We start from the raw sequence: 25,787 nt of genomic DNA on the forward strand, positions 1-25,787 counted from the left end.
GCCCCCGCCCCCGCTTACGTTCGGAAATCCACGCCCCGTCTCTACGGGCGTAGAGCTTCCGCCTGCCGAGGCAGCACCGCCGGCCTCCCGGCCCCGGCGCATCGCGCTCGCACCGCGCAAAAGGAGCAGCTCATGAGCAACGTCGTACGCGCCGCCCTGGTCCAGGCGACCTGGACCGGCGACACCGAGTCGATGATCGCCAAGCACGAGGACCACGCCCGGGCCGCGGCCGCACAGGGAGCCAAGGTCATCGGCTTCCAGGAGGTCTTCAACGCCCCCTATTTCTGCCAGGTCCAGGAGCCCGAGCACTACCGCTGGGCCGAGCCCGTCCCCGACGGCCCCACGACGACCCGCATGCAGGCCCTCGCCCGCGAGACCGGCATGGTCATCGTCTCGCCGGTCTTCGAGGTCGAGCAGGAGGGCTTCTACTACAACACCGCCGTCGTCATCGACGCCGACGGCACCGTCCTCGGCAAATACCGCAAGCACCACATCCCGCAGGTCAAGGGCTTCTGGGAGAAGTACTACTTCAAACCGGGCAACGCCGGCTGGCCGGTCTTCGACACCGCCGTCGGCAGGATCGGCGTCTACATCTGCTACGACCGCCACTTCCCCGAGGGCTGGCGCCAGCTCGGCCTCAACGGCGCCCAGCTCGTCTACAACCCCTCCGCCACCTCCCGCGGCCTGTCCGCGTACCTGTGGCAGCTGGAGCAGCCCGCGGCCGCCGTCGCCAACGAGTACTTCATCGCCGCGATCAACCGCGTCGGCCAGGAGGAGTACGGCGACAACGACTTCTACGGCACCAGCTACTTCGTCGACCCGCGCGGCCAGTTCGTCGGCGACACCGCCAGCGACAAGGAGGAGGAACTCGTGGTCCGCGACCTCGACTTCGGCCTCATCGAGGAGGTCCGCCAGCAGTGGGCCTTCTACCGGGACCGCCGGCCCGACGCGTACGAGGGGCTGGTGCAGCCGTGAGCAACGAGCTCCTCCGCCGCCACAAGGCCGTCCTCCCCGACTGGCTGGCGCTGTACTACAACGACCCCATCGAGATCACCCACGGCGAGGGTCGCCACGTCTGGGACGCCGAAGGCCGCCGCTACCTTGACTTCTTCGGCGGCATCCTCACCACGATGACCGCCCACGCCCTCCCCGAGGTGACGAAGGCGGTCGCCGAGCAGGCCGGCCGCATCCTGCACACCTCCACCCTCTACCTCAACCGCCCCATGGTGGAGCTCGCCGAGCGCATCGCCCAGCTCTCCGGCATCCCGGACGCCCGCGTCTTCTTCACCACGTCCGGTACGGAAGCCAACGACACCGCCCTGCTGCTGGCCACCGCGCACCGCCGCTCCAACCAGATCCTCGCGATGCGCAACAGCTACCACGGCCGCTCCTTCTCGGCCGTCGGCATCACGGGCAACCGCTCCTGGTCGCCCACCAGCCTCTCCCCGCTGCAGACGCTCTACGTCCACGGCGGCGTCCGCACCGACGGCCCCTTCGCGCAGCTCACCGACGCCGAGTTCATCGAGGCCTGCGTCGCCGACCTGCGCGACCTGCTCGGCCAGACCCGCGGCGTCGCGGCGCTGATCGCCGAGCCGATCCAGGGCGTCGGCGGCTTCACGTCCGGGCCCGACGGCCTCTTCGCCGCCTTCCGCGAGGTGCTCGACGAGCAGGACATCCTCTGGATCTCGGACGAGGTGCAGACCGGCTGGGGCCGTACCGGCGAGCATTTCTGGGGCTGGCAGGCACACGGCCAGAACGGCCCGCCCGACATCCTCACCTTCGCCAAGGGCATCGGGAACGGCGCCTCCATCGGCGGCGTCGTCGCCCGCGCCGAGGTCATGAACTGCCTCGACAGCAACTCCATCTCCACCTTCGGCGGCAGCCCGATCACGATGGCGGCGGGCCTGGCGAACCTCACCTACCTCCTGGAACACGACCTCCAGGGCAACGCCCGCCGCGTCGGCGGCCTGCTCCTGGAGCGGCTGCGCGGCGTCGCGGCGGGGCTCGATGTCGTACGGGAAGTGCGCGGCCGCGGCCTGATGATCGGCATCGAGCTGGACTCGCCGGCCACCGCCAACGCCGTCATGGAGACCACCCGCGCGTCCGGCCTGCTGATCGGCAAGGGCAAGCAGGGCGAGACCCTCCGCATCGCCCCACCGCTCAGTCTCACGGTCGCGGAGGCCGAGGAGGGCGCGGGCTTGCTGGAGGAGGCGCTACGAGCGGCATCCGCGGGATAACAGCAAAGCCCGATGTCCGGATCTGACAGAAAGCAGTCATTGCAGCCATCCGGACACCGCGCGACCATGGACGCATGCCCACCACCCGCCGCATCGTCATCGCGGTCTTCCCCGACGTCGACCTCCTCGACGTCACCGGCCCGGCCGAGGTCTTCTCCCTGGCCAACCGGGAGACCGGCGGTGCGGCGGGCTACCAGGTGCAGCTCGCCTCCCCGGAGGCGGGCGTGGTCACCACCTCGGCAGGGGTCCGGCTGGTCACGGACCTCGCCTTCGCCGAGGTCAACGGCGTCCTGGACACCCTCCTGGTGCCCGGCGCCGTCGACATGCACCCGGAAGGCCCCGTACCCCGCATCGACCAGGACGTGGTGGCGTGGGTGGCGAAGGTCGCGCCCGCGGCCAAGCGCGTCGCGTCCGTCTGCGTAGGCGCGCACGTGCTGGCCGAGGCGGGCCTGCTGGACGGCAGGACCGCCACCACCCACTGGTCGACAGCCGAGCGCCTGGCGGCGGACCATCCCAAGGTCACCGTCGACCCGGACCCGATCTTCGTACGCAGCGGGCGGATCTGGACCGGCGCCGGGATCAGCGCCTGCATGGACCTGGCGCTGGCCCTGGTCACCGAGGACCTCGGCGAGGAGGTCGCCCTCGCGGTGGCCCGGCAGCTGGTGATGTATCTGAAGCGGCAGGGCGGCCAGAGCCAGTTCTCGGTGCCGCTCAGCCGCCCGCCCGCCACCCGGCGGGACATCGACGAGCTGCGGATGTACATCGCCGAGCATCTGGAGAGCGATCTCTCCGCGCCCGCCCTCGCCGAGCGGATGTGCCTGAGCGAGCGGCACTTCGCCCGCGTCTTCCGCCAGGAGACCGGCAGCACGCCCGCCGGCTACGTCGAGGCCGCCCGGGTAGAGGCGGCCCGCCGGCTGCTGGAGAGCACCGACGACCCCCTCGACCAGGTGGCCGCCGCCTGCGGCCTCGGCTCGGTGGAGACCCTGCACCGGGCGCTGCGCAAGCACATCGGCACCACACCGGCGGCTTACCGGCGCCGGTTCCGCACTGCGAGCTGACGCTCGCACCTTTCGTACCACTCGATCTGGAGATACCCATGTCTGCTGTGTCCGCTTCCAAGACCCTGCGCGAGCTCGGCGGCGCATCCGAGGAGGCCCCGCGCCTCGCCGACGCCACCGTCATCATGATCGATTACCAGAACACCTACCGGACCGGTGTCATGCAGCTCGTCGATGCCGAGGAGGCGGTGCAGGCCGGTCAGCGCCTGCTGACCGCCGCCCGCGCCGCCGGCGCCAAGGTCATCCACATCCAGCACGACGGCGGCGAGGGCAGCCCGTACGACCTCAGCACCCACCTCGGCGCCATCAGCGACGAGGTCGCCCCGGTCGACGGCGAGCCGGTGATCACCAAGCAGGCGCCGAACTCCTTCCACGGCACCACGCTCGAGCAGACCCTGAAGGACATCGGTGCGGGCAATGAGCTGATCATCGCGGGCCTGATGGCCCACATGTGCGTCACCTTCACCTCCGAGGGCGCCGCGCTGCGCGGCTACCGCCCGACCGTCGTCGCCGAGACCACCGCGACCCGCAACCTTCCGACTGCCGACGGCGGCGTGGTCCCGGCCGCGACGCTCAAGCAGTCCGCGCTGGCTCAGATCGGCGACGCGTACGGCCTGGTGGTCAACACCGTGGACGAGCTCAAGGCGTAACCCGTGCCAGCACCCGCGCTTCCTGCTCCTCCGTGAACCCTTCCGTCAGCGGCGGCCGGCCGCGCTCGCGATCCCACGCGAGCACGTCGGCCGCCGTTCGCGCGAGCGGCGTCGCCGGCATCCCGGCCGCCCGCGCCTTCGCCGGGCTGCGCTGCGAGGACGGCCAGTGCGGCCGTACGAGCGGAAAGCCCGGCCACCCCGGCACGTCCTCCGGCGCCAGCTCCACCGGCACCAGCTCCACCTCGCTCCCCGCCACCTCCGCACACGTCCGGATCAGTCCGCCGAGCGTCGTCGGCTCGGCCGGCCCCACCGCGTGGAAGGCCCCGCCCCGCTCGTCCTCGAGCAGCCGCACCACCAGCCGGCCCACATCCCGTACGTCCACGACCTGCACCGGCTGCGCGGGATCACCGGGCACCGCCACCCGGCCGCCGCGCGCGGCCCGCCGCACCCAGTACGTAAAGGCGTCGAAGGGGTCGTACGGGCCCGCGACCCGTCCCGGCCGGGCGACGGTCGCCCGCTCCCCGTAGCGGGCGGTCACGTCGTCCTCGCAGGCCACCTTCAGCCCGCCGTACGTCTTCCCGCCCACCACCTCGGTGTCGCGTACGGGCGGTACCCGCGCCGCGTCCTCGTCGGAGTCGGGGGCGAGGCCGTCGAGGGCGTACACGGCCCCGCTGGAGATGAAGAGATACCGCCCCGCCCGGTCGCCGAGCGCGTCCATCGCCTGCCCGACATGGCGCGGGACGTAGCCGCTGACGTCCACGACGGCGTCCCAACGACCCGCCGCCCGCAGCGCGTCGTAGTCGCCGGTGTCCCGGTCCCCGATGAGCCGTTCCGCCTCGGGGAAGAGGTCATTGCCGGTCTTCCCGCGCCCGAAGAGCGTCACCTCATGCCCGGACCGCAGCGCGTCCGCCACGATCGCCCGCCCGACGAAGGCCGTGCCGCCAAGTATCAGTAAGCGCATGGCGGCCGACCCTACTGCCGCCCGCCGAAAGCCGACAGCGTGCGCTCCAGCAGCGGCAGCGCCCGCACCACCCGCCGCGAGCGGATCAGCGCGTCCCACGCGGGCTCGAACTTCTTCCACCCGCCCGCGTACGCGAGGTGCCGCAGCCGCTCGTGCGTCCCGGGCTGCTCAGCAGCGCCCCGCCAGATGTTCCGCCATCGGTAGAAGTCCCGGTACGCCCGCCAGTACCCGTCCTCCAGCTGCCGCGGCGTCATGCCGCGCGGCCGGTAGACCACGTGCCGGGTGTCGTAGAGATCCCAGTCCCGGTGCACGATCCGGTCCTCCGACTCCAGTTGCTTCCACAGCCCGGTCGACGGATACGGGGTCATGATGGGGAAGGTCGCCGTCTCGATGCCCTGCTCGACCGCCCACGCCACCGTCCGGTCGAAGACGTCGGGCCCGTCCTGGTCCAGGCCGAAGACGAAGCTGGCGTTCACCATCACGCCCGCGTCGTGCAGGCGGCGGACCGCCGCCCCGTAATCCTTGCCGATGTTCTGGTCCTTGCGGCGCTCGGCGAGATTGGCGGAGTTGACGGTCTCGAAGCCGACGAAGAGGCTGCGCAGCCCGGCGTCGACCGCCTTCTCCAGCAGTCCCGGCTGCAGCACCGACTTCACCGTCCCGGCCGCCTGCCACAGCCGCCCCATGCCGGCCATGCCGTCGAAGAGGGCTTCGGCGAAGCGGCGGTTGCCCAGCAGGTGGTCGTCGAGGAAGTACAGGTGGCGGCCCGGCAGTCGGTCGATCTCGGCGAGCGCGTCGTCGACGGTCTGGGTGTAGAAGGACTTGCCGCCCTCGAAGAAGGCGTCCTTGTAGCAGAAGTCGCAGTGGTGCGGGCAGCCGCGCGAGACCACCAGGGAGTTGGGCACCAGGTACCGATGCCGCTTGATCAGGTCGCGGCGGATCGGCGGCAGCCCGGCGAGGGTGCGCTCCCGCCCGGAGTCGTAGCGGCGCGCGGGCACCCCGTCCCGGAACTCCTTCAGGAAGCGTGGCCAGCTGTCCTCGCCAGGCCCGGTGAAGACCGTGTCCGCGTGCGCCGCCGCCTCCTCCGGCAGCGAGGTGACGTGCAGACCGCCCATCGCGACGTGCGCGCCCCGGGCGCGGAAGTGGTCGGCGATCTCGTACGCGCGGCGGGCCGAGGTGATGTAGGGCTGGAGGACGAGGAGTTCGGGAGTCGGCATGGCCTCCAGATCGAGGCGTTCGACGTGCTCGTCGTGGAGTTCGACCTCGTCGGTGTCGTCGAGATAGCCGGCGAGGGTGGCGAGGCCGAGGGGCGGGAAGAGCGAGTACTTGATCGGCCGGAAGAGCGGGCTGGTGGCCTCGGTCAGGGCGGGGAGGATCATCGTCACGCGCATGGCAGCTCAGACAGGCGGAAGGGCGGCGGCGGTTCCGCCGGGAGGTCTTGTCCGGCCGTGGCCGGGGCCCTAGCTTGGGGCCGCATGGGGACGGCCACGTACGACGGACTGCCCGGCGGCATCGCGATCTCGCACCTCACCGTGTATGACTGGCCCACCACCGACGGCCTGCGCGGCGGCACCCCGCATCTGCATCTCACCTGCACCGAGGGATACGTCGTGACCGGCGGCAGCGGCATGGTGCAGACGCTGACCGCGTCCGGCTACGCCGAGACGCCGCTGGCGCCGGGCGCGCTGGTGTGGTTCACGCCCGGGACGATCCACCGGCTGGTGAACGAGGGCGACTTGAAGATCGTCGTCATGATGCAGAACAGCGGCCTGCCGGAGGCGGGCGACGCGGTGCTGACGCTCCCGCCGGAGCTGCTCCGGGACCCGGAGACGTACGCGGCCGCCGTCCGCATCCCGCCCGATGGCACCGAGGCCGCCCAGGCCGCGGCCGCGCGCCGCCGCCGGGACCTGGCCATCGGCGGCTTCCTGAAGCTGCGGGCCGCGACGGAGGCGGGCGACCCGGAGCCGCTCGCGGCCTTCCACCGCGCGGCGGCCGCGCTCGTACGCCCCCGGCTGGACGACTGGGAGCAGCGCTGGCGGACCGGCGCCGCGGCGGCGTCGGGCGCCACGGTCGCGCAGCTGGCGACGCTGCGCGGCGGCGATGCCGGCTATCTGGCCGCGGCGTCGGTACGGGCCGAACAGCCCGCCGCGCACGGCAAGTTCGGCATGTGCGGCCGCCTGGACGTGTACGCGACGGACTGAACCCCACCCGCACTTCGCCCAAACTCACACACCACCCCACCCTCCCGTGATGCGCTTAGGGCCTGTCTGGAGTCTCCCGTCTGCGCCCCGACGCCCGGCACGCACGCTCGCCGCACGCCGCCCCCGGACCGGTGGCTCCGCCACAGGACCGGTCACAGCGCACGCCGATCGCACGCACCGGCTGCCGCTGCGCCGCGCTTCGCGCGACGACGGGAGACTCCAGACAGGCCCTAGCACCGAAGATCCGCGCGCCGACCCGGAAGGATGGCCGAAGGCCATGACCGTACTCGCCCTCGACCAGGGCACCTCGGGCACCAAGGCACTCGTCGTCGACCCCGGCGGCGGCATCCTCGCCGTGGCCGAGGTGCCCGTGACCGCCGCGTATCTCCCGGGCGGCGGTGTGGAGCAGGATCCGGCGCAGCTCCTCGACTCGGTGCTGCGGGCCGGCCGGGAGGCGTACGAGCGGGCCGGCCGCCCGCCGCTCGCGGCCGTCGCGCTCGCCAACCAGGGCGAGACCGTCCTCGCCTGGGACCGCGCCACCGGAAAGCCGCTCTCCCCGGCGATCGTCTGGCAGGACAGCAGAGCGCAGCGGATATGCGACGAGCGCGCCGACGCCCGCGACTGGGTGGCGCACCGCACCGGCCTGGTCCTCGACCCGTACTTCACCGCCCCGAAGATCACCTGGCTGCGCGCCAACGTCACCCGCGAAGGCGTCGTCACCACGACCGACACCTGGCTGCTCCACCACCTCACGCGAGGCGGCGCCTTCGTCACCGACGCCGCCACCGCCTCCCGCTCGCTGCTCCTCGACCTCGACGCGGTCGCCTGGGACCCGGAGCTGGCCTCGCTCTTCGGCGTCGACCCCGCCGAGCTGCCGCGCATCGCCGCCTGCGACGAGGTCGTCGGCACGACCACCGCCTTCGGCGATACGGAGGTGCCGGTCGCCGGCCTCGTGGTCGACCAGCAGGCCGCCCTCTTCGGCGAGAGCTGCTTCACCGCGGGTACGGCCAAGTGCACGTACGGCACGGGCGCGTTCCTGCTCGCGAACACGGGCGAGCGGGCCGTCCGCTCGGGTTCCGGCCTCACCACCTCCGTCGCCTGGCGCGCCGGCGGCGCCACCCCGTACTGCGTCGACGGCCAGGTCTACACGGTCGCCTCCGCCATCCGCTGGCTCGCGGACCTCGGCCTCATAGGCTCCGCCGCCGAACTGGACACCGCGGCAGCCGCAGATGACGCGGGCGGCGTCCTCTGCGTCCCCGCCTTCGCAGGCCACGCCGCCCCCTGGTGGCGCTCCGACGCCACCGCCTCCTTTACGGGCCTCACCCTCGCCGCCCGCCGCGAACACCTCGTGCTCGCCGTCCTCCAGGGCGTCGCCGCCCAGATAGCCGAGCTGGCCGGGCTGGTCGCCGCCGACATCGGCGCGCCCCTGACCCGGCTGCGCGCCGACGGCGGCCTCACCGCCAGCGCCACCCTGATGCAGGCCCAGGCCGACCTCGCCCAGGTCCCCGTCGACGTCTACCCGTCCCCGCACGCCACCGCCCTCGGCGCGGCGGCGCTGGCCCGGCTGGCGGTCGAGCCGGGTCTCCCGTCCGCCGAGGCGGTGGGGGAGTGGCAGCCGGGCCGCACCTACGAGCCGCGCTGGCCGGCCGAGCGGGCGGCGGAACACCTGGAGCGCTGGCGGGAGTCCGCCGCCGCGACCCTGCCGGGGGCGGCCGCTCGTGACTGAGGCGCACCTCCCGTACGACATAGCCGTCATCGGCGCCGGCGTCGTCGGCTGCGCGATCGCGCGCGAGCTGGCCGGGCACGAGCTGAGCGTCGCGGTCCTCGACGCCCGCCACGACGTCGGCGACGGCACCAGCAAGGCCAACACGGCGATCCTGCACACGGGTTTCGACGCGACGCCGGGCACGCTCGAGGCGCGTCTCGTACGGCGGGGCCACGAGCTGCTCACGGCATACGCGCCCACCGCGGGCATTCCGGTCGAGCGGGTCGGCGCGGTGCTGGTCGCCTGGACGGAGGAGGAGCTGAAGACGCTCCCGGCACTGGCGGAAAAGGCCGCGGCGAACGGCTACGACCGCTGCGAGCTGGTCTCCGAGACCGACCTGCGCCGCCACCTCCCCGCCCTGGCCCCGGGCGCCCTCGGCGGCCTCACCGTGCCCGACGAGTCGGTCATCTGCCCGTGGACGACGACCCTCGCCTACGCCACCGAGGCCCGCGCCCGCGGCGCCGAACTCCTCCTCGGCCACCGCGTCCTGGCCGCCGAGCCCGACGCGGACGCCACCGTGCTGCGCACCAACCGCGGCCCGGTCGCGGCCCGCTGGGTGGTCAACGCCGCGGGCCTCGGCGCCGACACCGTCGACGCCCTCTTCGGCCACCACCGCTTCACGGTGACCCCGCGCCGCGGCGAGCTGATCGTGTACGACAAGGCGGCCCGCCCGCTCGCCGACCGCATCGTGCTCCCGGTTCCGGGCCCGTGGGGCAAGGGCGTGCTGATCTGCCCGACCGTCTACGGCAACGTCCTCCTCGGCCCGACGGCGGAGAACCTCACGGATCGCACCGCCACGGGGACGTCCCGGGCGGGCCTGGACCAGCTCCTCGCGAAGGGCGGGCGGCTGATGCCGCGACTGCTGGCGGAGGAGGTGACGGCGACGTACGCGGGCCTGCGGGCGGCGACGGACCGCGAGGACTACGTGATCGCGCTGGACACCGAACAGCGCTACCTGCTGATCGGCGGCATCCGCTCGACGGGCCTGTCGGCGTCACTGGCACTCGCGGAGCACGCGGCCGAACAACTGCGGGCAGCGGGTGTGCCATTGACCCGCCGCGCCGCCCTGCCGCCCACGCCGCGTATCCCCAACGCGGTAGGCGAGTCCCCCCGCCCGTACGAGGACGCCGAACTGATCGCGAGCGACGGCGCATATGGCCGCATCGTCTGCTTCTGCGAGCGAGTGACAGAGGGCGAGATCCGCGCCGCGCTGTCGTCCCCGCTCCCGCCGGCCGACGCGGGAGGCCTGGCCCGGCGCACCCGGGCGGGCAGTGGGCGGTGCCAGGGGACGGCATGCGGGGCGCGGGTGGCGCGATTGCTGCGGGAGGGGACGGGAGCCGACACGGGGCCGGCAGCGGACGGCGTCCCCGATGACCGTCGCGCAGCCTGCACCGCAGCCGCTGGCTACCCAGCAACCGGGGCACCGTCCGGTCCGGCAGCCCGTGCCGCATCCGCCGGCCGGCCGGCAACTGGGGCTGCTGCGTCCGATCCGTCCGCCCGCTCGACCGCCAACGCCGCCCACTCAACTCCCACCGCCCTCACCCCCGACGTCGTCATCGTCGGTGCCGGCCCCGCCGGGCTTACCGCCGCCGCCCGGCTGGCGGTCCGGCTCGACGGTGGCGTGCTCGTCCTTGACCGCGAGCCCGAGCCGGGCGGCGTACCGCGGCACTGCCGCAATCGCGGGTTCGGGCTGCGTGACCTGCGCCGTCCGCTCACCGGCCAGGGTTACGCCCACGCGCTCGCGCAGCGCGCCGCGGCCGCCGGGGCGGTGGTTCTCACCGACGCCACCGTCACCGGCTGGTCCGACGCCCGCACCCTCGACGTCACCACGCCGGAGGGCCGCCTGCGGGTGAGCGCCGACGCCGTCGTCCTCGCCACCGGCGCCCGCGAACGTCCCCGCCACGCCCGCCTGATACCCGGGGACCGCCCGGCGAGCGGGATCTACACGACCGGGCAACTCCTCACCGGACTGGCTGACTTCACCGGCCACCGCGCCGTCATCCTCGGTACGGAGCCGCTCAGCTGGTCCACCGTCACCACCCTCCGCCGCGTCGGCTGCCGGACCGCGCTGCTCACCACCGAGCGCCCGACACCCGGCTCGTACGCCCAACGCCTCCGCCACGGCGCCACCGTCGCGACCCGCACCCGCATATCCCGTATCGACGGCCGGAACGGCAGCCTCGCGGCTGTCGAGATCGAGCACCTCGTCACCGGCCAGCGCCGCACCATCCCCTGCGACACCCTCGTCCTGACCGGCGACTGGACCCCCGACCACGAACTCGCCCGCGCCGCCCACCTGGACCTCGACCCGGTCACCCGCGCCCCACTGGTCGACCCGACCCTCCGCACCAGCCGCCCGAGCGTCTACGCCGCAGGCGCCCTCATCCACCCGGGCGGCACAGCAGCGAACGCCGCCGCCACCGGCCGCCGCGTCGCCGACCAGGTCCTCGCCCAGTGGGGCGGCCGCTGACTCGCCTCACGCCTCGTCCGTCGCCGGAGCCTGGATCCGCGGCCACTCCCGCTCGCCCTCCAGCGCGTACGCGACCTCGAGCAGCGTCCGCTCATCCCCGTCCCGCGCCGACAGCATCACCCCGACCGGCATCCCGTCCGCCGTCCGCTTCGCCCCCGGCACCGAGATCGCCGGACTCCCGGAGACGTTGTTGAGCGGCGTGAAGGCCACATACGACGTGAGCCGCCGCATCAGCTCCTCGTACGGCACGTCGGGGGAAAGGTGCCCCAACTCCGGCGTGGTGTGCGCGAGCACCGGCGACAGCAGCAGGTCGTAGCGCCCCAGTGCCGACTCGTACGCCGCCCGCGACGCCTGCCGCAGCCGCCGCAGCACCGCCGGGGTGGCGGCGATCCGGCGCCGGTAGCGGGTCCGCAGGCCGAGGCTGAGGCCGTCCATCCGGCGGCCGTCGAAGTGCCGGTCGAGGAGCAGCCGGCCGGTGGCGGAGGCGAGGAAGGACAGCATCCCCCAGTACGTGATGAAGTCGCCCTCGAAGCGCGGGTCGAGCGGCAGCGTGCACGGCTCGACCTCGTGCCCCTGCTTCTCGAGTGCGGCCGCCGTGGCCGTCACCGCCGCCCGGGTCTCGTCGTCCGTGACCACGCCGGTGGGCGAGTCCAGCAGCAGCCCGATCCGCAGCCGGCGCTCCGACGGTCCCTCGACGAGGCCCAGCGGCGGCAGCTTCGGGCTCTGCCAGTGCCGTTCGGCGGCCGCGTAGAAGGCGGCGGTGTCGCGGACCGTACGGCTGAGGACGCCGTCGCAGACGACGTCGATCGGCAGCCGCCGCCCCTGCTCGCTGGCCACCATCCGCCCCCGCGTCGGCTTCAGCCCGACCAGACCGCAGCACGCGGCCGGGATACGGATCGAGCCGCCGCCGTCGTTGGCGTGGGCTATCGGCACCGCGCCGGCGGCGACCAGCGCGGCGCTGCCGCCGGACGAGCCGCCCGCGGAGTGGCCGGTGTGCCAGGGGTTACGGACGGCGTCGCCGCCCGGGTACTCGGTGGTGGCGTTGAAGCCGAACTCCGGCAGCCGCGTCTTGCCCAGCACCGTCATCCCGCTGGCCAGGAACTGCTCGGTGAACGGCGCGTGCTTTTTCGCCGGCCGGGCGCGGAAGGCCGCGCTGCCGTGCCCGGTGGGCAGCCCGCGGTAGTCGGTGTTGTCCTTGACGAAGGTCGGCACGCCCGCGAGGGGGCCGTCGTCCTGCAGCGCCGGGGCGTCGAAGGCGGCCACCGCCACCGCCTGCAGCGCGGGTTCGACCTGCCGGACCCGCGCGACGGCGGCGTCCGCCGCCTCCCGGGCGCTCACGTCGCCGGCCCGGATCAGCGCGGCGAGGGCGGTGGCGTCGTGGTCGCCGAGGACGTCGTCTGCGGTGAACGCGTGCACGCGGGTGCTGGTCATGTCAGGCAGCGTAAGGCCGATCCGGGCGCCGATCGAGTGACGTGACCAGCACGCATTCCCGATGCCCGGATCGGATGCTGATACGAAAGGCGTGATGCTCTCCCGTAACCGCGCGTTGTGGCTGCCGGGGGCCGTGCTGACGCTCGCCGCCGGCACGGCCCTGATCGCCCTGAACCGGGGGGCGGTGCCGGCGCCGGAAGGCACCGCCCCCCTCGTGGACCGGCGGCCACCCGTGCAGGCCGCTCAGGCCGCTCAGGCGGCGACGCAGACGCACGAGCCCGTCGCCCGTCCCGCGCAGCGCTCCGCCGCGCGTACCGCGGCGGACGCGGTGCGGGACGAGTTGGGTGCCGCCGCGGACGGCGAGCGGCTGCGCTACAGCATCGCCGTGGAGGACCTGGACACCGGCGAGTTGGCGCACTCGGCCGCGGGCTCGGGCACGTACGACACGGCCAGCATCGTGAAGGTGAACATCCTGGCGGCCCTGCTGCTGCAGGCGCAGGCGACGGGCCAGGCGCTCACCCCCGCGCAGCAGGCGCTGGCGGCGTCCATGATCCGTAACAGCGACAACACGGCCACGGACACGCTGTGGCGCGCCATCGGCGGCGGCCCGGGCCTCGCCCGCGCGAACCGCACCTTCGGCCTGACCGATACGACCCCCGGCGCCGGCGGCCAGTGGGGCCTGACCCAGACGGTGGCGGCGGACCAGCTGCGGCTGCTGCGCGCGGTGTTCACCAGCCCGTCGCCGCTCACCCACGCCTCGCAGGACTACATCAGGTCGCTGATGGGCAGCGTCGCCGCCGACCAGGACTGGGGCGTCCCGGCGGCGGCCCCGGAGTCGGCCGGCTTCGTCAAGAACGGCTGGCTCCCGCGCACGGGTTCCGGCGAGTGGGACGTCAACAGCATCGGCCGCGTCGACTACGCCGGCCACACCCTCCTGGTGAGCGTCCTCTCGGACCACCACGCGACCCGCGAGGCGGGCATCGCGCTGGTCGAGAAGGCGGCGTCAACGGCCGTGCACGCGCTGGTCGCCGCGGCGGACACGCCGGCCCACGGCCCGGAGACACTGGCGCGCTGAGCCCGCTGCCGCGACCGGCTGCCGCGGCTCGTTGCGGGTGGCGGTATTGCCGCGCGGCGGACATGCTTCTACGGTCGGCAGAATCCGGAGACTCTACGGGTGTAGACGGGGAGAGCGAACCATGAGCCGAACTGTCATCCGCGGCGGCCTGGTCATCACGGCCACCGACGAGATCCACGCCGACGTCCTGATCGAGGACGGCCGCATCGCCGCCCTCGCCGCCCACGACAGCACCCTCGCCGAAGGCTGGCTGCCGGCGGCCGACCGCGTCGTGGACGCCGCCCACAAATACGTGATCCCGGGCGGCGTGGACGCCCACACGCACATGGAGTTGCCCTTCGGCGGCACCTTCGCCTCGGACACCTTCGAGACCGGCACCCAGGCGGCGGCCTGGGGCGGTACGACGACGATCGTGGACTTCGCCGTCCAGTCCCAGGGCCACCCGCTACGCGAAGGCCTCGACCTCTGGCACGCCAAGGCCGACGCCAAGTGCGCCATCGACTACGCCTTCCACATGATCCTCTCGGATGTGAACGAGTCCACCCTGAAGGAGATGGACGGGCTGGTGGAGGAGGGCGTGACGTCCTTCAAGCTCTTCATGGCCTACCCCGGCGTCTTCTACAGCGACGACGGCCAGATCCTGCGCGCGATGCAGAAGTCGGCCGCGAACGGCGGCCTGATCATGATGCACGCCGAGAACGGCATCGCGATCGACGTCCTCGTCGAACAGGCCCTGGCGGAAGGCAAGTCCGACCCCCGCTACCACGGCGAGGTCCGTAAGGTGCTGCTGGAGGCGGAGGCCACGCACCGGGCGATCCAGCTGGCGCGGGTGGCCGGCGCGCCGCTGTACGTCGTCCACGTATCGGCGGAGGAGGCGGTGGCGGAGCTGGCCCGGGCCCGGAACATGGGGCTGCCGGTGTTCGGCGAGACGTGCCCGCAGTATCTGTTCCTGTCGACGGACAACTTGGCGGAGCCGGACTTCGGCGGCGCGAAGTACGTCTGCTCGACACCGCTGCGGCCGAAGGAGCACCAGGCGGCGCTGTGGCGGGGGCTGCGGACGAATGACCTGCAGGTGGTGTCGACGGACCACTGCCCGTTCTGCTTCGTGGGGCAGAAGGAGCTGGGACGAGGCGACTTCTCGAAGATCCCGAATGGTCTGCCGGGGGTGGAGAACCGCATGGACCTCCTCCACCAGGCGGTCCTGGACGGCCACCTCACGCGGCGGCGGTGGATCGAGATCGCCTGCGCCGCCCCGGCCCGGATGTTCGGCCTGTACGGCAAGAAGGGCACGATTGCGCCGGGCGCGGACGCGGATGTGGTGATCTACGACCCGACGGCGGAGCAGGTGATGTCGGCGGAGACCCATCACATGAACGTGGACTACTCGGCGTACGAGGGGAAGCGGGTCACCGGGCAGGTGGAGACGGTGCTGTCGCGCGGCGAACTGGTCATCGACCAGCGCAAGTTCGTCGGCCGGGCGGGGCACGGGGTGTATACGCCTCGCGGCATCAGCCAGTACCTCGCTTAGTCAGAAGCATCTCTCTTGCTCGGACGCGTGACCACCGGCTGTGTGCACCGGCACAAGATTCGATGCGGCACCTTGCCTCCGTACCCCGCCCCGGTAATCGTGTGCATGCCACACCAATCGGAACGGGCGGCAACGGAGGGCGGCGTCGATGATGATCCGCAGGGGCACGACACTCGGGCTCGTGCTGGCGCTCGGCGCCGCGCTGATGGCCCCGGCAGGGGCCGCGGCCGAGGAGTCCCCGGGGCAGCACGGCCGGCACCGCTACCCAGGCGCGGAGTGGGAACGCGGCGACGCCGCCCGCGCCGGCTTCAACCCGGCGAAGCTCGCGGAGCTGGCCGCCGACGCCCAGGCGAAGGGGTCCAACTGCCTTGTCGTCGTACGGCACGGCAAGCTCGTCGGCGAGTGGTACTGGAACGGCACCGGCCCGGACAGCTCTCAGGAGGTCTGGTCGGTCACCAAGTCGGTCACCTCTACCCTGGCAGGCATCGCCGAGTCCGCCCGCCAACTCGACGTCGACGACCGGGCGTCGAAGTACATCGAGCCGTGGGCGGGCACCGGCTCCGCCGCCGTCACCGTCGAGGACCTGCTCAGCAACGACTCCGGCCGGCACTGGAGCGCGGGCACCGACTACGGTGGCCTCATCACCACCCCGGACCGCACCGGGCTCGCCGTCGGACTCAGCCAGGACGCCCCGCCCGGCGAGGTGTGGGCGTACAACAACGCCGCCATCCAGACTCTCGACGACGTGCTCTCCGCCGCCACCGGCACCGAGCCCGCCGCCTACGCGGACAAGCACCTCCTCGGCCCCCTCGGCATGGCCGACTCGCGCATGACCAAGGACCCGTCCGGCAACACCAACACCTTCATGGGTCTGCAGTCGACCTGCGAGGACCTGGCCCGCTTCGGCCACCTCTTCCTCCGCGACGGCCGCTGGAAGCACGACCGCGTGCTGCCGCGCCGCTGGGTACGGGCCGCCACCGGCCGCCCGTCCCAGGACATCTCCGCGTCGTACGGCTACCTGTGGTGGCTCAACCACCACGGCCCGGTGGCCTCCGACCCCCTGGACCCGCTGACCCGCGAGGAAAGCGCAGCCGCCCCGCACACCCGGCTGGTGCCGGGCGCCCCCGGCGACATGTACTGGGCCATCGGCCTCGGCGGCCAGGTAGTGCAGGTCCACCCGGACTCGGACACGATCGTGGTCCGCCTGGGCCCGGCAACCTTCAACGAGACCTACACACCGGCCGACTCGGCCCGGGTGGTGACGGAGGCCCTGGGGCGGCAATAGGCGGTCAGCGCGGTGGATCGCATCAAAGCCTGGGGGCGCCGAGGCCCTCCTGAGTTTCGGCCTCATGGTCGGTGAGGCGGGCCTGGCCTGCGTAGCGGGTCCAGTCCTAGTCATGGCGCTCGCTGCTGCTGTGCTTGCGGCACGAGGTGACGCGGTGACCACGATGTGCAGTCAGGGTCTCGTGGCCCTGGTCGTGGCGGGAGGGATCTTTGTGGGCATGACCGATCAGGACGCCTCCGGCCCCCATCGGCCCTCGCCCGGCAGCACGTTCAGCGGTGAAGTGGGCTGCCGTAGTGGTGGCGACAACAGGGAGTGCCTGGATACCGGGGGCTGAACTCTCGACGGGCTGGCCCTCCATGGATCGCGGCTCCCGCCCCGGGACGGGGGACGGGAGCCGATTCCTCTTGCAGCCGCAGACTCAGTCGCGGCGGTACTGCGCCGGCGACTTCGCCGTCGCGCGGTCCTCGTAAGAGCCGGGCTTGCCTCGGTCCACGTGGAAGGACGTGAGCGTGGAGATCGGTGACTTGGGGTCCCGGCGGTCGCCGATCACGCGCATGTGCTGAGTGAAGCGGCGCGGGGTCAGCTCGTAGACGTCGTAGCCGTAGCGGTTGCCCTCGAAGTACTTCAGGTGGGGGTTGGCCTGGCCCATCAGCGGGCCGTTCTCCTTGTTCCAGTCGGCCGAGTAGGCGCCGGAGGTGATCGAGTGAGCCGTGAATTCCGTACCGATGACCGGCGATGAAATGTCGTCGAAGTCGGGGCGGATGTCGTCGACGAAGGCCGAGTGCCAGTCGCCGGTGACCACGACCAGGTCCTCCAGGCCGCTGTCGTGGACGTGGGTGAGGACTTCCTTGCGTTCGGCGAGGAAGCCGTCCCACTGGTCGGTGAACATGTAGCCGCCGCCGGGCTTGCCGCGCAGCTGGCTGAGCATGATGGAGTTCGCCCATACGTGCCAGGTGTCCGGGGCGTGCGAAATCGCCTTCTTCAGCCAGGACTTCTGGTCGGCGCCGAGGATGGTGCCGTCGGGGAGGTTCTGCTGCGAGCGGTACGAGCGCAGGTCGAGTACGGACAGCTCGAGCAGGTCGCCCCAGCGGCGTATTCGGTGGATCTGCGGGCTGGTGGGGGCCGCGGGGTGGGAGGTGCCGTCGTCGCGGTGCGGCATGTTCTCGTACCAGGCCTGGTAGCCGGCCTTGCGGCGGCGCGTGAAGTCGCCGCCCTGGGTGCCGCTGTAGTCGTTGTAGACCTCGTGGTCGTCCCAGGTCAGATACCACGGGTGGGCGGCGTGGGCGGCGCGCAGCGACGGGTCGCCCTTGTAGAGGGCGTAGCGGCGGCGGTAGTCGGCGAGGGTCAGCGCCTCGCCGAAGAGGTGGTCGCGGACGTGGTCCTCGGGGACGCCGCCGACCTCGCCGTGCTCGTAGATGTAGTCGCCGAGGTGGATGACGAAGTCGACGTCCTCGCGGGCGATGCCGCGGTGTGCGGCGTAGAAACCGTCGTGGAACGCCTGGCAGTTGGCGGTGGCGAAGGACAGCCGGGACAGACTGCCGATGGCGGCGGTCTTGGTGCGGCCGAGGCGGCTCTTCTTGCCCAGGGCGGTGAAGGCGTAGAAGTAGCGGCGGCCGGGGCGCAGGCCCGTAACGGTGACGCGGACGCTGTGTCCGAGGTCGGCGGTGGCGGGCGCGGTGCCGCGGCGGACCACCTGGCGCAGCTCGCGGTCCTCCGCCACCACCCAGTCGACCTCGACGGTCTGCGGCAGCTTCTGCTCCGCGGCCAGGGGCTCCGGCGCGAGCCTGGTCCACAGCACGACGCTGGTGGGCTGCGGGTCGCCGGAGGCTATGCCGAGGGTGAACGGGGCGGGGTCGTATTCCGCGCCGATCGCCTCGGCCCGGGCGCGCGCCTGGGCCGGGGTGATGCCGCCGACCAGCGGCCAGGCGAGGCCGAGCGCGCCGGCCGCGGCAGCGGACTTGAGCAGATTCCTGCGGTCTGGCTTCACAGGGTGGTGCCTCCGGGTTACAGAGCCGAACTGGACGGCCCATAGCGAACCACACGCCCCATGAACCCCGGATGGCCAACTCCTCCCGTACAGGCATCAGAAACCACAACGCTGGACGGCAGCCCCACCCGAGGCCGACACATCGCGCGTGTCATGAAAAGTGTCATTCACCCATGTTTGGCACTCTGAATAGAGGCCACCCGCCACCCGCCGGTACACCCACACAGGAAGGCGATTCCATGCCCGACGTTTCGCGCAACGCGACCACCACCGACTCCGGCGCCCCGGTGGAGAGCGATGAACACTCGCTCACGGTCGGGCCGGGCGGACCGATCCTGTTGCAGGACGCCTACCTGATCGAGCAGATGGCGCAGTTCAACCGGGAGCGGATCCCCGAGCGGCAGCCGCACGCCAAGGGCAGCGGCGCGTTCGGGCACTTCGAAGTGACCAATGACGTCAGCGCCTATACGAAGGCCGCGCTCTTCCAGCCGGAGACGCGGACCGAGCTGGTCATCCGCTTCTCGACGGTCGCCGGCGAGCGCGGCAGCCCTGACACCTGGCGCGACCCCCGTGGCTTCGCGGTGAAGTTCTACACCAGCGAGGGCAACTACGACATGGTCGGCAACAACACGCCGGTCTTCTTCGTGAAGGATCCGATGAAGTTCCAGCACTTCATCCGGTCCCAGAAGCGCCGCGCGGACAACAACCTGCGTGATCATGACATGCAGTGGGACTTCTGGACGCTCTCGCCCGAGTCCGCGCACCAGGTCACCTGGCTGATGGGAGACCGCGGCATCCCGCGCACCTGGCGCCATATGAACGGCTACACCTCGCACACGTACATGTGGATCAATGCGCAGGGCGAGCGGTTCTGGGTGAAGTACCACTTCAAGACCGATCAGGGCATCGAGTACTTCACCCAGCACGAGGCCGACCAGATGGCGGCGGCCGATACGGATTACCACACCCGCGATCTCTTCGAGCACATCCGGGACGGCGAGTACCCGAGCTGGACGCTGTATGTGCAGGTCATGCCGTACGAGGACGCCGCGGGCTACCGGTTCAACCCCTTCGACCTGACCAAGGTGTGGCCGCACGGCGACTACCCGCTGATCGAGGTCGGCCGGATGACGCTGGACCGCAACCCCACCGACAACCACGCCGAGATCGAGCAGGCGGCCTTCCAGCCGAACAACTTCGTCCCCGGCATCGGCCCGAGCCCCGACCGGATGCTGCTGGCCCGGCTGTTCTCCTACGCCGACGCCCACCGCCATCGCATCGGCGGGAACTACCAGCAGCTTCCGGTCAACGCGCCCGTCGTCCCGGTGCACACGTACTCCAAGGACGGGGCGATGGCGTATCGCAAGACCACCGACCCGGTCTACGCCCCGAACTCCAAGGGCGGTCCGGCGGCCGACACCGAGCGCCACGGCTCACCGCCCAGCTGGTACGCCGACGGCGAGATCACCCGCGCCGCCTACGTCGACCACGCCGAGGACGACGACTGGGGCCAGCCCGGCACGATGGTCCGCGAGGTCCTCGACGACGCGGCGCGCGACCGGCTCGTCGACAATGTCGTCGGCCATCTGCTCAACGGCGTCACCGAGCCGGTGCTGCAGCGCGCCTTCCAGTACTGGTCCAACATCGACAAGTCGATCGGCGAACGCATCGAGCAGGGCGTCCGCGCCAAGGCGCACGAGAAGGACCCGAAGGCCGCGGAACAGGGAAACCCGGCCCGCCGAAGCATGCAGGACAAGGCCTGAGCCGGCTCCATGGAGCAGGCCTGCGCCTGCTCCATGGAGCGGTGAGTTCAGGCGGCGACCGCGCTGTCGGCCTCGGCGCGCCGGCGCAGCTGTTCGCAGGTGCGGTTGAGCAGGCGGGAGACGTGCATCTGCGAGACGCCGATGTCCTCGGCGATCTGCCGCTGGGTCAGGTCGCGGAAGAAGCGCAGGTAGAGGATGTGCTTCTGCCGCTCGGGCAGCTCGCTCAGCCCCTCGCGGATCGCTTCGCGCTGCAGCACCAGCTCATAGCCGGACTCGCGGTCGCCGAGGGTGTCCTTGAGCGAGTAGCCGTCGTCGGAGGCGTTGGTCAGCTCGGTGTCCAGGGACAGCGTCCGGTAGCTGTTGAGGGCTTCCATGCCGGTACGGGCCTCCGCCGGCGTCAGTTCGGCCTGCTCGGCGATCTCCTCGACGCCCGGGCTGCGGCTGTCCTGGGACTGGCTCAGCTCGTGGTCCGCGGCCCGGACCCGGTTGCGCAGCTCCTGGACCCGGCGGGGCACGTGCATGTCCCAGGTGTGGTCGCGGAAGTGCCGCTTGATTTCGCCGGTGATGGTGGGCACGGCGTAGCTGGCGAAGGCGGTGCCGTATTCGGGGTTGTAGCGCATCACGGCCTTGACCAGGCCGAGCCGGGCCACCTGTTCCAGATCTTCCAGGTTCTCCCCGCGGCCGCGGAAGCGGCGGGCGATGCGGGTCGCCATCGGCATCCAGGCGCAGACGATCTCCTGGCGGAGGCGGTCGCGCTCGGGGCCGGCCGGAAGCGTGATCAGCCGCTCGAAGGCCGCTGCGGTGTCCGGCTCGTCGTCATGCGGGTGCCGGAACTTCTTGGAGTTGCTGTGTGCGTCCGTGATCGGGGGCATGGTCCAGGCCTCCCTCTTCGGTGGGGACAGTGGTCACCACGGAGGAAGGCGCACCTGCCATGGACGGCCGACGGCGCTCGTATCCTCCGCGAGCGTGCCTGCAGTCCGAAGCACAGATGAGCGTGTGCCCGGCAGGTCGGGCCGCAAACACCAGGGCCCTTCATCCAGCCGGCTTCGAAGGCCGGCCGCAGCGCGAGCCGGCGGCCACCGGGGCGAGCTCCGGTCCGCTCTGGTCCAGGGCACGGCAGGCGTGCTCGAGGTCGTGGACGAGGCGGATGGCTTCGGTCAGGAGCATGCCGTAGGGGCGGCTGCTGTCCAGAACGGGTGCCGCGGCCTTTTCGGCGTAGGCGGTGAGCTCGTCCAGCCTCATCCGGGCCGCGTCGGCGGCATCCAGCAGCGGGCTGGTCTGGTGGGGGAGTGCTGCCTCGTCGAGCCGGCTGAGGCGCTCGGCGATCTCGCAGCAGGCGCCGAGGGTCTTGCCGTAGGCGGTGAGGAAGCCGCGGTCCACGGTGCGGAAGCCGCCGTCCGCGGCGTTCGCGCTCTGGTCCTGCTGGGCGTAGGCCAGGCTGCGGCACACTGCTGCGATCTGGCCCGCGTTGCGCTCCAGGGCGCCGGCGAGGGCGCGGTAGCCGGCGAACTGACGGTGGGCCCGGTGGGTGCGCAGTAGCCGGCGCGGGTTGTAGGCGAGCGATTCGCCGGCCCGGTCGACCGCCTCCCGGGCCTGGGTCGCCTGCGGCAGCAGGGCGTTGGACCGGTGCTGCCAGGAGGTGACGCGGTCCTCGTCGAGCGGCTCGGCCAGACAGGTCTGCATGTCGCCGAGGAGCCGGCAGAGGTCGTCGGCCACGGTGCGCAGCGCCTGTTCCGCGGTCCGGTGCCGCAGCGGCGGCCAGAGCGTGAGGTTGATCGTGGTGCCGACCGCGCAGCCGAGCAGCACCAGCGCGGCGATCTGGCCGAGCGCGGTCCACTTCTGGTCGGCCGGCACGATCATGTAGGTGGAGAAGGCGAAGAGAGCCGCGGTGGTGACCTGGCTGCCTTCGGAGCCCAGCGCCGGCCAGCGACCGATGATCAGGGCGAGCGCGGTGACGGCCGCGAAGGTGATCAGATACGGGCCGGCCAGCTGGCCGAGCACGCCCTGCACGAGGACGCCGGCCGCGACGGCGCCCACGTAGCGCAGGGACTGCCAGACGGACTGGTAGATCGTGACCTGCATGATCGCCACGGCCGCGAAGGGGGCGAACGCCGGGGCCTTGGCGTGCCACACGTCATGGGCGAGATACCAGCAAATCGTCGCCGCCAGCGTGGATTTGAGGACCGTGAGTGCGACATGCCGCTCCTGCCCGTCCGACTGCTTGGCGCGACTGATCCAGCCGCGGGCCCGCGCGCGGCAGGCTTGCAGCGAAACGCGCTCGGGGCCGGTCCGTGCGGTCCGTCCAGTCCGTGCGGTCCGTGCGGTCCGGTGGAACGTCATATCCGGCTCCAGCTCGCCTCACCTTTCGCCTGTCACCACCCGGCTCGACCGGGCGTCCCGGCGCAAAACCCGCAGGTGGCGCATCTCTCACGAGCAGGAGCCGGTCCGACGTGTGCATGCGTGGCCGGGATCGGGGCACCTGGAAGGGGCGCCGCGAGCCCGGGAAGCAAGGGCTCGCACGCACCGAACAGACATGAGGATGGGAACTCACATGATTGTTCTTGGAGCCATTCTGCTCATCATCGGCATGTTGGCCGGTATCTCGCTCTTGACGACCATCGGCGCCGTGCTGCTCGTGGTCGGCGCCGCCCTGTGGATCCTCGGTGCGACCGGACGCGCGGTCGGCGGCCGCAGGCACTACTTCTGACCGGACCGCGTCCCGCCCTGGCCGGCGGTCCATGCCAGTAGCTCTTCCGCCGGCCAGGTGTTGATCACGCGCCGCGGTTCCACGCCGCACTCTTCCGCGCGGGCGCAGCCGAGGATCTGCCAGTCCAGCTGGCCCGGTGCGTGCGCGTCGGTGTCGATCGCGAACAGGGCGCCCGAGGCCACCGCCTGCCGCAGCAGCCGGCGGGGCGGGTCCAGCCGCTCCGGCCGACTGTTGATCTCCACGGCGGTGCCCGCCTCGGCACATGCGCCGAAGACCTCGTCGGCATCGAACTGCGACTCCGGCCGGCCCCGCCCCGTCACCAGCCGCCCCGTGCAATGACCCAGCACATCGGCCGACGGATTGCGCACCGCCGCGACCATGCGGCGGGTCATCGCCGACCGGTCCATCCGCAGCTTGGAGTGCACGGAGACCACCACCACGTCGAGCTGGTCCAGGAGCTCCGGTTCCTGATCCAGCGAGCCGTCCTCGAGGATGTCGCACTCGATGCCGGTGAGCAGGCGAAACGGCGCCCAGCCGGCATTGAGCCCGGCCACCACCCGGAGCTGCTCGCGCAGCCGCTCCGGGGACAGCCCGCGCGCGATGGTCAGCCGCGGGGAGTGGTCGGTCAGGACCGCCCACTCGTGTCCGACCTCCTGTGCGGCGCGGCCCATCTCCTCGATCGGGCTGCCGCCGTCCGACCAGTCGGAGTGCAGGTGGCAGTCGCCGCGCAGCAGAGCGCGCAGGGCCTGGCCCGCCTCTCCGTCCGCGGTCAGCGGCTCCTGCGCCTGCTGCTCCAGCCATACGAGATAGTGCGGCGTCTCGCCGGCCAGGGCTTCCCTGATCACCTTGGCCGTCTTCGGGCCGATGCCCTTGAGGGACTCCAGTGACCCCTCGTCGACCCGGCGTCCGACCTCGCCGGGCGGCAGCTCCCGTACGGCGGCGGCAGCGCCGCGAAAGGCCCGCACCCGGTACGTCTCGGCGCGCGAGCGCTCCAGCAGAAACGCGATGCGCTCCAGCGCCTGCACCGGATCCATGGACACCTTCCGCCTCCGCCGCGTCGTCCCTCTCGCTCACTCCAGGCTCGCGCACCATCGCCGATGTGGCATGTGCAGCACACCAGCGCAGCGGCTCCGAAAACGGGTGCATGAGGGGCATAAGCCTGGATACCCGGATGAAAGCAAGCGCCGGTGACGTACGAAGGGGAGATGAGATGGCCCGTACCGTCTGGTCGGGTTCGCTGTCCTTCGGACTGGTGAACCTGCCGGTCGCGATGGCCGCGGCCACGGGCTCCCACACGGTCCATTTCCACCAGCTGGAACGCGGCACCTCGGACCGGGTACGGAACAAGCGCGTGAACGAGCGCACCGGCAAGGAGGTCCCGTACGACAAGATCGTGAAGGGATATCCGGCGGGGGACGGCGATGACGGGTACGTAGTGGTCGAGCCGGAGGAGCTGGACGACATCGCCCCCGGCCGCTCCAGGACCATCGACGTCGCGGGCTTCGCCGCGCTGGAGGACATCGACCCGGTCTACTTCGACGCCACGTACTATCTGCAGCCGCGCAAGGACGCGGACAGCAAGACCTACGCCGTGCTGCGCGACACGCTGAAGCGGACCGGCCGCGCCGGGATCGCCACGATGAGCATGCGGCAGAAGGAGCACCTGGTCGCGGTCCACGCCGAGGACGACGTCCTCGTCCTGCACACGCTGCACTGGGCCGACGAGGTACGCGAGCCGCGCGACACCCTCGACCGGCTGCCCGACGGCAGCAAGGCCTCCGCCAAGGAACACCGGATGGCCGAGCAGCTCGTCGACACCATGGCCATCGACTTCGACCCGCGGGACTACCGCGACCGCACCCAGGAGCGGGTGGAGGAACTGATCTCCGCCAAGCGGGACGGCGGGACGGTCGAGAAGGCGGCGGAGGCGCCGGAGGACACCAACGTCGTCGACCTGACCGCCACCCTCCAGCGCTCCGTGGAGTCGGCACGCCAACGGCGCGGCGGCGGCCGTACGCGCAAGGACGGCAGCGGACTTGAGCGGCTGACGAAGAGCGAGCTCTACCGGCGGGCGTCGGAGGCCGGCATCAGCGGCCGCTCGAAGATGAACCGGAAGGAACTGCTGCGCGCCCTCCGCGCGGCCGACACCAGGAAAGCCTCGTGAACGGGGCAGCACCACCCGCCCGTCACCTCACCAGAAAGGCGAACGAGCCACCGATGTCCCATGATCTCGTACTGGCACGGCCCGAGCCCAAGTCCAAGACGCCCATCTCCTACCCCCGAATGCTGCGGAGGGTGCAGTACGACGGCCTCTACCCCACCCCTGAACGAGCGGAGGAAACCGTCCGGCTGGTGCTCACCGCACTGGGCCGCCAGCTGACCGGCGACGAACGCATCGAGCTCGCCGCCCTGCTGCCCCCGGAGGCCGCCCAGATCTTCACGGCGCAGACCCCCGCCGCCGAGAAGCTCACCGCCCGCGGCTTCGTGAACGAACTCGCTACCCACACCGGCGGCAGCCCGGCCACCGCCCGCTGGGACGCCGGCACCGTCCTGGCCCTCATCGACCAACTCGCCGACCCGGACCTCCTCACCCGCATCCTCACCCAACTCCCCCCAGGCTTCGCCCTCCTCTTCGGCAAGGCCGAACTGGCCCGGGCGGCCTGACCGGCGCT

The 25,787-nt window shown here is 71.9% G+C and carries 22 protein-coding genes and 1 pseudogene; 16 read left to right on the plus strand and 7 right to left on the minus strand.

The features are described 5' to 3' along the window. Window positions 1-132 precede the first annotated feature (132 nt). The 4 genes from G5C51_RS16510 to G5C51_RS16525 all read left to right on the plus strand — a co-directional run bounded on the left by G5C51_RS16510 (window position 133) and on the right by G5C51_RS16525 (window position 3,945). Window positions 133-975 carry a nitrilase-related carbon-nitrogen hydrolase gene (locus tag G5C51_RS16510; protein ID WP_165237972.1) on the plus strand — a complete coding sequence of 281 codons (843 nt, stop codon included), beginning with the start codon at window positions 133-135 and terminating at the stop codon, window positions 973-975. Continuing rightward, window positions 972-2,237 (plus strand): aminotransferase class III-fold pyridoxal phosphate-dependent enzyme, encoded by a 1,266-nt coding sequence (locus tag G5C51_RS16515; protein WP_165237974.1) that lies wholly within the window; start codon window positions 972-974, stop codon window positions 2,235-2,237. Before G5C51_RS16510 ends, G5C51_RS16515 begins: the two co-directional genes overlap by 4 nt. Before the next feature lie 74 nt (window positions 2,238-2,311). Continuing rightward, window positions 2,312-3,295 (plus strand): GlxA family transcriptional regulator, encoded by a 984-nt coding sequence (locus tag G5C51_RS16520; protein ID WP_165237976.1) that lies wholly within the window; start codon window positions 2,312-2,314, stop codon window positions 3,293-3,295. 38 nt (window positions 3,296-3,333) lie between these two features. Then, a complete protein-coding gene (locus tag G5C51_RS16525) occupies window positions 3,334-3,945 on the plus strand; it encodes a cysteine hydrolase family protein (RefSeq protein WP_165237977.1) in 612 nt (203 codons plus the stop codon). Here the strand turns inward: G5C51_RS16525 and G5C51_RS16530 are convergent. Further along, window positions 3,935-4,906 (minus strand): NAD-dependent epimerase/dehydratase family protein, encoded by a 972-nt coding sequence (locus G5C51_RS16530; RefSeq protein ID WP_165237979.1) that lies wholly within the window; start codon window positions 4,904-4,906, stop codon window positions 3,935-3,937. The genes G5C51_RS16525 and G5C51_RS16530 overlap by 11 nt on opposite strands. A gap of 11 nt (window positions 4,907-4,917) precedes the next feature. After that, window positions 4,918-6,294 (minus strand): B12-binding domain-containing radical SAM protein, encoded by a 1,377-nt coding sequence (locus G5C51_RS16535; RefSeq protein WP_165237981.1) that lies wholly within the window; start codon window positions 6,292-6,294, stop codon window positions 4,918-4,920. 84 nt (window positions 6,295-6,378) lie between these two features. Between G5C51_RS16535 and G5C51_RS16540 the strand changes: the two genes are divergently transcribed. From G5C51_RS16540 to G5C51_RS16555, 4 genes and pseudogenes are all read left to right on the plus strand, one after another. Beyond that, entirely contained in the window at window positions 6,379-7,104 is a 726-nt protein-coding gene (locus G5C51_RS16540; protein ID WP_165237983.1) for a cupin domain-containing protein, read from the plus strand. 277 nt (window positions 7,105-7,381) lie between these two features. Then, the gene (locus tag G5C51_RS16545) at window positions 7,382-8,830 is read left to right on the plus strand and encodes an FGGY family carbohydrate kinase (protein ID WP_165237985.1); all 1,449 of its coding nucleotides are present in this window, start codon (window positions 7,382-7,384) and stop codon (window positions 8,828-8,830) included. Further along, a pseudogene (locus tag G5C51_RS16550) lies at window positions 8,823-10,196 on the plus strand (FAD-dependent oxidoreductase); the annotation flags it as partial. The gene G5C51_RS16545 and the pseudogene G5C51_RS16550, both read left to right, overlap by 8 nt. Beyond that, window positions 10,176-11,339 carry an NAD(P)/FAD-dependent oxidoreductase gene (locus G5C51_RS16555; protein ID WP_338118174.1) on the plus strand — a complete coding sequence of 388 codons (1,164 nt, stop codon included), beginning with the start codon at window positions 10,176-10,178 and terminating at the stop codon, window positions 11,337-11,339. The pseudogene G5C51_RS16550 and the gene G5C51_RS16555, both read left to right, overlap by 21 nt. 6 nt (window positions 11,340-11,345) lie before the next feature. Here the strand turns inward: G5C51_RS16555 and G5C51_RS16560 are convergent, their stop codons facing one another. Then, the gene (locus tag G5C51_RS16560; protein WP_165237987.1) at window positions 11,346-12,770 is read right to left on the minus strand and encodes an amidase; all 1,425 of its coding nucleotides are present in this window, start codon (window positions 12,768-12,770) and stop codon (window positions 11,346-11,348) included. Between the two features lie 61 nt (window positions 12,771-12,831). Here G5C51_RS16560 and G5C51_RS16565 point away from each other — a divergent pair, with 61 nt between their 5' ends. The 4 genes from G5C51_RS16565 (at window position 12,832) to G5C51_RS44290 (ending at window position 16,992) form a co-directional block, all read left to right on the plus strand. Continuing rightward, window positions 12,832-13,845 carry a serine hydrolase gene (locus tag G5C51_RS16565; RefSeq protein ID WP_240929707.1) on the plus strand — a complete coding sequence of 338 codons (1,014 nt, stop codon included), beginning with the start codon at window positions 12,832-12,834 and terminating at the stop codon, window positions 13,843-13,845. A 121-nt stretch (window positions 13,846-13,966) separates the two neighbouring features. Then, a complete protein-coding gene (gene hydA, locus G5C51_RS16570; RefSeq protein ID WP_165237989.1) occupies window positions 13,967-15,373 on the plus strand; it encodes a dihydropyrimidinase in 1,407 nt (468 codons plus the stop codon). Window positions 15,374-15,521: 148 nt separating this feature from the next. Then, window positions 15,522-16,658, plus strand: a complete 1,137-nt coding sequence (locus G5C51_RS16575) for a serine hydrolase domain-containing protein (RefSeq protein WP_165237991.1) — start codon at window positions 15,522-15,524, stop codon at window positions 16,656-16,658. A gap of 64 nt (window positions 16,659-16,722) precedes the next feature. Continuing rightward, window positions 16,723-16,992, plus strand: coding sequence for a DUF6234 family protein (locus tag G5C51_RS44290; RefSeq protein WP_420824823.1), 270 nt, complete (start codon window positions 16,723-16,725; stop codon window positions 16,990-16,992). A gap of 84 nt (window positions 16,993-17,076) precedes the next feature. Here G5C51_RS44290 and G5C51_RS16580 read toward each other — a convergent pair whose 3' ends face one another. Beyond that, window positions 17,077-18,645, minus strand: coding sequence for an alkaline phosphatase D family protein (locus tag G5C51_RS16580; RefSeq protein WP_165237993.1), 1,569 nt, complete (start codon window positions 18,643-18,645; stop codon window positions 17,077-17,079). Window positions 18,646-18,884: 239 nt separating this feature from the next. On the opposite strand from G5C51_RS16580, the gene G5C51_RS16585 reads away from it, so the two are divergent. Continuing rightward, entirely contained in the window at window positions 18,885-20,408 is a 1,524-nt protein-coding gene (locus G5C51_RS16585; protein WP_165237994.1) for a catalase, read from the plus strand. A 47-nt stretch (window positions 20,409-20,455) separates the two neighbouring features. Here the strand turns inward: G5C51_RS16585 and G5C51_RS16590 are convergent, their stop codons facing one another. After that, entirely contained in the window at window positions 20,456-21,280 is an 825-nt protein-coding gene (locus tag G5C51_RS16590) for a SigB/SigF/SigG family RNA polymerase sigma factor (RefSeq protein ID WP_165237996.1), read from the minus strand. Between the two features lie 160 nt (window positions 21,281-21,440). After that, on the minus strand, window positions 21,441-22,748 hold the full coding sequence (locus tag G5C51_RS16595; RefSeq protein WP_165237998.1) for an FUSC family protein: 1,308 nt from the start codon (window positions 22,746-22,748) through the stop codon (window positions 21,441-21,443). Between the two features lie 211 nt (window positions 22,749-22,959). Here G5C51_RS16595 and G5C51_RS16600 point away from each other — a divergent pair, with 211 nt between their 5' ends. Next, window positions 22,960-23,115, plus strand: coding sequence for a DUF6131 family protein (locus G5C51_RS16600; protein ID WP_165238000.1), 156 nt, complete (start codon window positions 22,960-22,962; stop codon window positions 23,113-23,115). On the opposite strand, the gene G5C51_RS16605 is transcribed toward G5C51_RS16600, so the two are convergent. After that, window positions 23,106-24,149: a PHP domain-containing protein gene (locus tag G5C51_RS16605; RefSeq protein ID WP_165238002.1), complete on the minus strand. Its 1,044-nt coding sequence runs from the start codon at window positions 24,147-24,149 to the stop codon at window positions 23,106-23,108. The two genes, G5C51_RS16600 and G5C51_RS16605, sit on opposite strands and share 10 nt — an antisense overlap. Before the next feature lie 176 nt (window positions 24,150-24,325). On the opposite strand from G5C51_RS16605, the gene ku reads away from it, so the two are divergent. Both ku and G5C51_RS16615 read left to right on the plus strand, forming a co-directional pair. Next, entirely contained in the window at window positions 24,326-25,279 is a 954-nt protein-coding gene (ku, locus tag G5C51_RS16610) for a non-homologous end joining protein Ku (protein ID WP_165238004.1), read from the plus strand. Window positions 25,280-25,332: 53 nt separating this feature from the next. Beyond that, window positions 25,333-25,779 carry a DUF2267 domain-containing protein gene (locus G5C51_RS16615; RefSeq protein ID WP_165238006.1) on the plus strand — a complete coding sequence of 149 codons (447 nt, stop codon included), beginning with the start codon at window positions 25,333-25,335 and terminating at the stop codon, window positions 25,777-25,779. Window positions 25,780-25,787 lie beyond the last annotated feature (8 nt).

The sequence above is a fragment of the Streptomyces coryli genome (assembly GCF_011044975.1).
GTDB classification, from domain to species: domain Bacteria; phylum Actinomycetota; class Actinomycetes; order Streptomycetales; family Streptomycetaceae; genus Streptomyces; species Streptomyces coryli.

What these genes read in the sequence shown, in the direction of transcription:
- G5C51_RS16545 (WP_165237985.1), top strand. Translation starts at nt 7,382, where the DNA reads ATGACCGTACTCGCCCTCGACCAGGGCACCTCGGGCACCAAGGCACTC.
- G5C51_RS44290 (WP_420824823.1), top strand. Translation starts at nt 16,723, where the DNA reads ATGGTCGGTGAGGCGGGCCTGGCCTGCGTAGCGGGTCCAGTCCTAGTC.
- G5C51_RS16590 (WP_165237996.1), bottom strand. Translation starts at nt 21,280, where the DNA reads ATGCCCCCGATCACGGACGCACACAGCAACTCCAAGAAGTTCCGGCAC.
- G5C51_RS16535 (WP_165237981.1), bottom strand. Translation starts at nt 6,294, where the DNA reads ATGCGCGTGACGATGATCCTCCCCGCCCTGACCGAGGCCACCAGCCCG.
- G5C51_RS16585 (WP_165237994.1), top strand. Translation starts at nt 18,885, where the DNA reads ATGCCCGACGTTTCGCGCAACGCGACCACCACCGACTCCGGCGCCCCG.
- G5C51_RS16510 (WP_165237972.1), top strand. Translation starts at nt 133, where the DNA reads ATGAGCAACGTCGTACGCGCCGCCCTGGTCCAGGCGACCTGGACCGGC.
- G5C51_RS16520 (WP_165237976.1), top strand. Translation starts at nt 2,312, where the DNA reads ATGCCCACCACCCGCCGCATCGTCATCGCGGTCTTCCCCGACGTCGAC.
- G5C51_RS16605 (WP_165238002.1), bottom strand. Translation starts at nt 24,149, where the DNA reads ATGGATCCGGTGCAGGCGCTGGAGCGCATCGCGTTTCTGCTGGAGCGC.
- G5C51_RS16595 (WP_165237998.1), bottom strand. Translation starts at nt 22,748, where the DNA reads ATGACGTTCCACCGGACCGCACGGACCGCACGGACTGGACGGACCGCA.
- G5C51_RS16615 (WP_165238006.1), top strand. Translation starts at nt 25,333, where the DNA reads ATGTCCCATGATCTCGTACTGGCACGGCCCGAGCCCAAGTCCAAGACG.
- G5C51_RS16560 (WP_165237987.1), bottom strand. Translation starts at nt 12,770, where the DNA reads ATGACCAGCACCCGCGTGCACGCGTTCACCGCAGACGACGTCCTCGGC.
- G5C51_RS16530 (WP_165237979.1), bottom strand. Translation starts at nt 4,906, where the DNA reads ATGCGCTTACTGATACTTGGCGGCACGGCCTTCGTCGGGCGGGCGATC.
- G5C51_RS16525 (WP_165237977.1), top strand. Translation starts at nt 3,334, where the DNA reads ATGTCTGCTGTGTCCGCTTCCAAGACCCTGCGCGAGCTCGGCGGCGCA.
- G5C51_RS16540 (WP_165237983.1), top strand. Translation starts at nt 6,379, where the DNA reads ATGGGGACGGCCACGTACGACGGACTGCCCGGCGGCATCGCGATCTCG.
- G5C51_RS16575 (WP_165237991.1), top strand. Translation starts at nt 15,522, where the DNA reads ATGATGATCCGCAGGGGCACGACACTCGGGCTCGTGCTGGCGCTCGGC.
- G5C51_RS16600 (WP_165238000.1), top strand. Translation starts at nt 22,960, where the DNA reads ATGATTGTTCTTGGAGCCATTCTGCTCATCATCGGCATGTTGGCCGGT.
- G5C51_RS16565 (WP_240929707.1), top strand. Translation starts at nt 12,832, where the DNA reads ATGCCCGGATCGGATGCTGATACGAAAGGCGTGATGCTCTCCCGTAAC.
- ku (WP_165238004.1), top strand. Translation starts at nt 24,326, where the DNA reads ATGGCCCGTACCGTCTGGTCGGGTTCGCTGTCCTTCGGACTGGTGAAC.
- hydA (WP_165237989.1), top strand. Translation starts at nt 13,967, where the DNA reads ATGAGCCGAACTGTCATCCGCGGCGGCCTGGTCATCACGGCCACCGAC.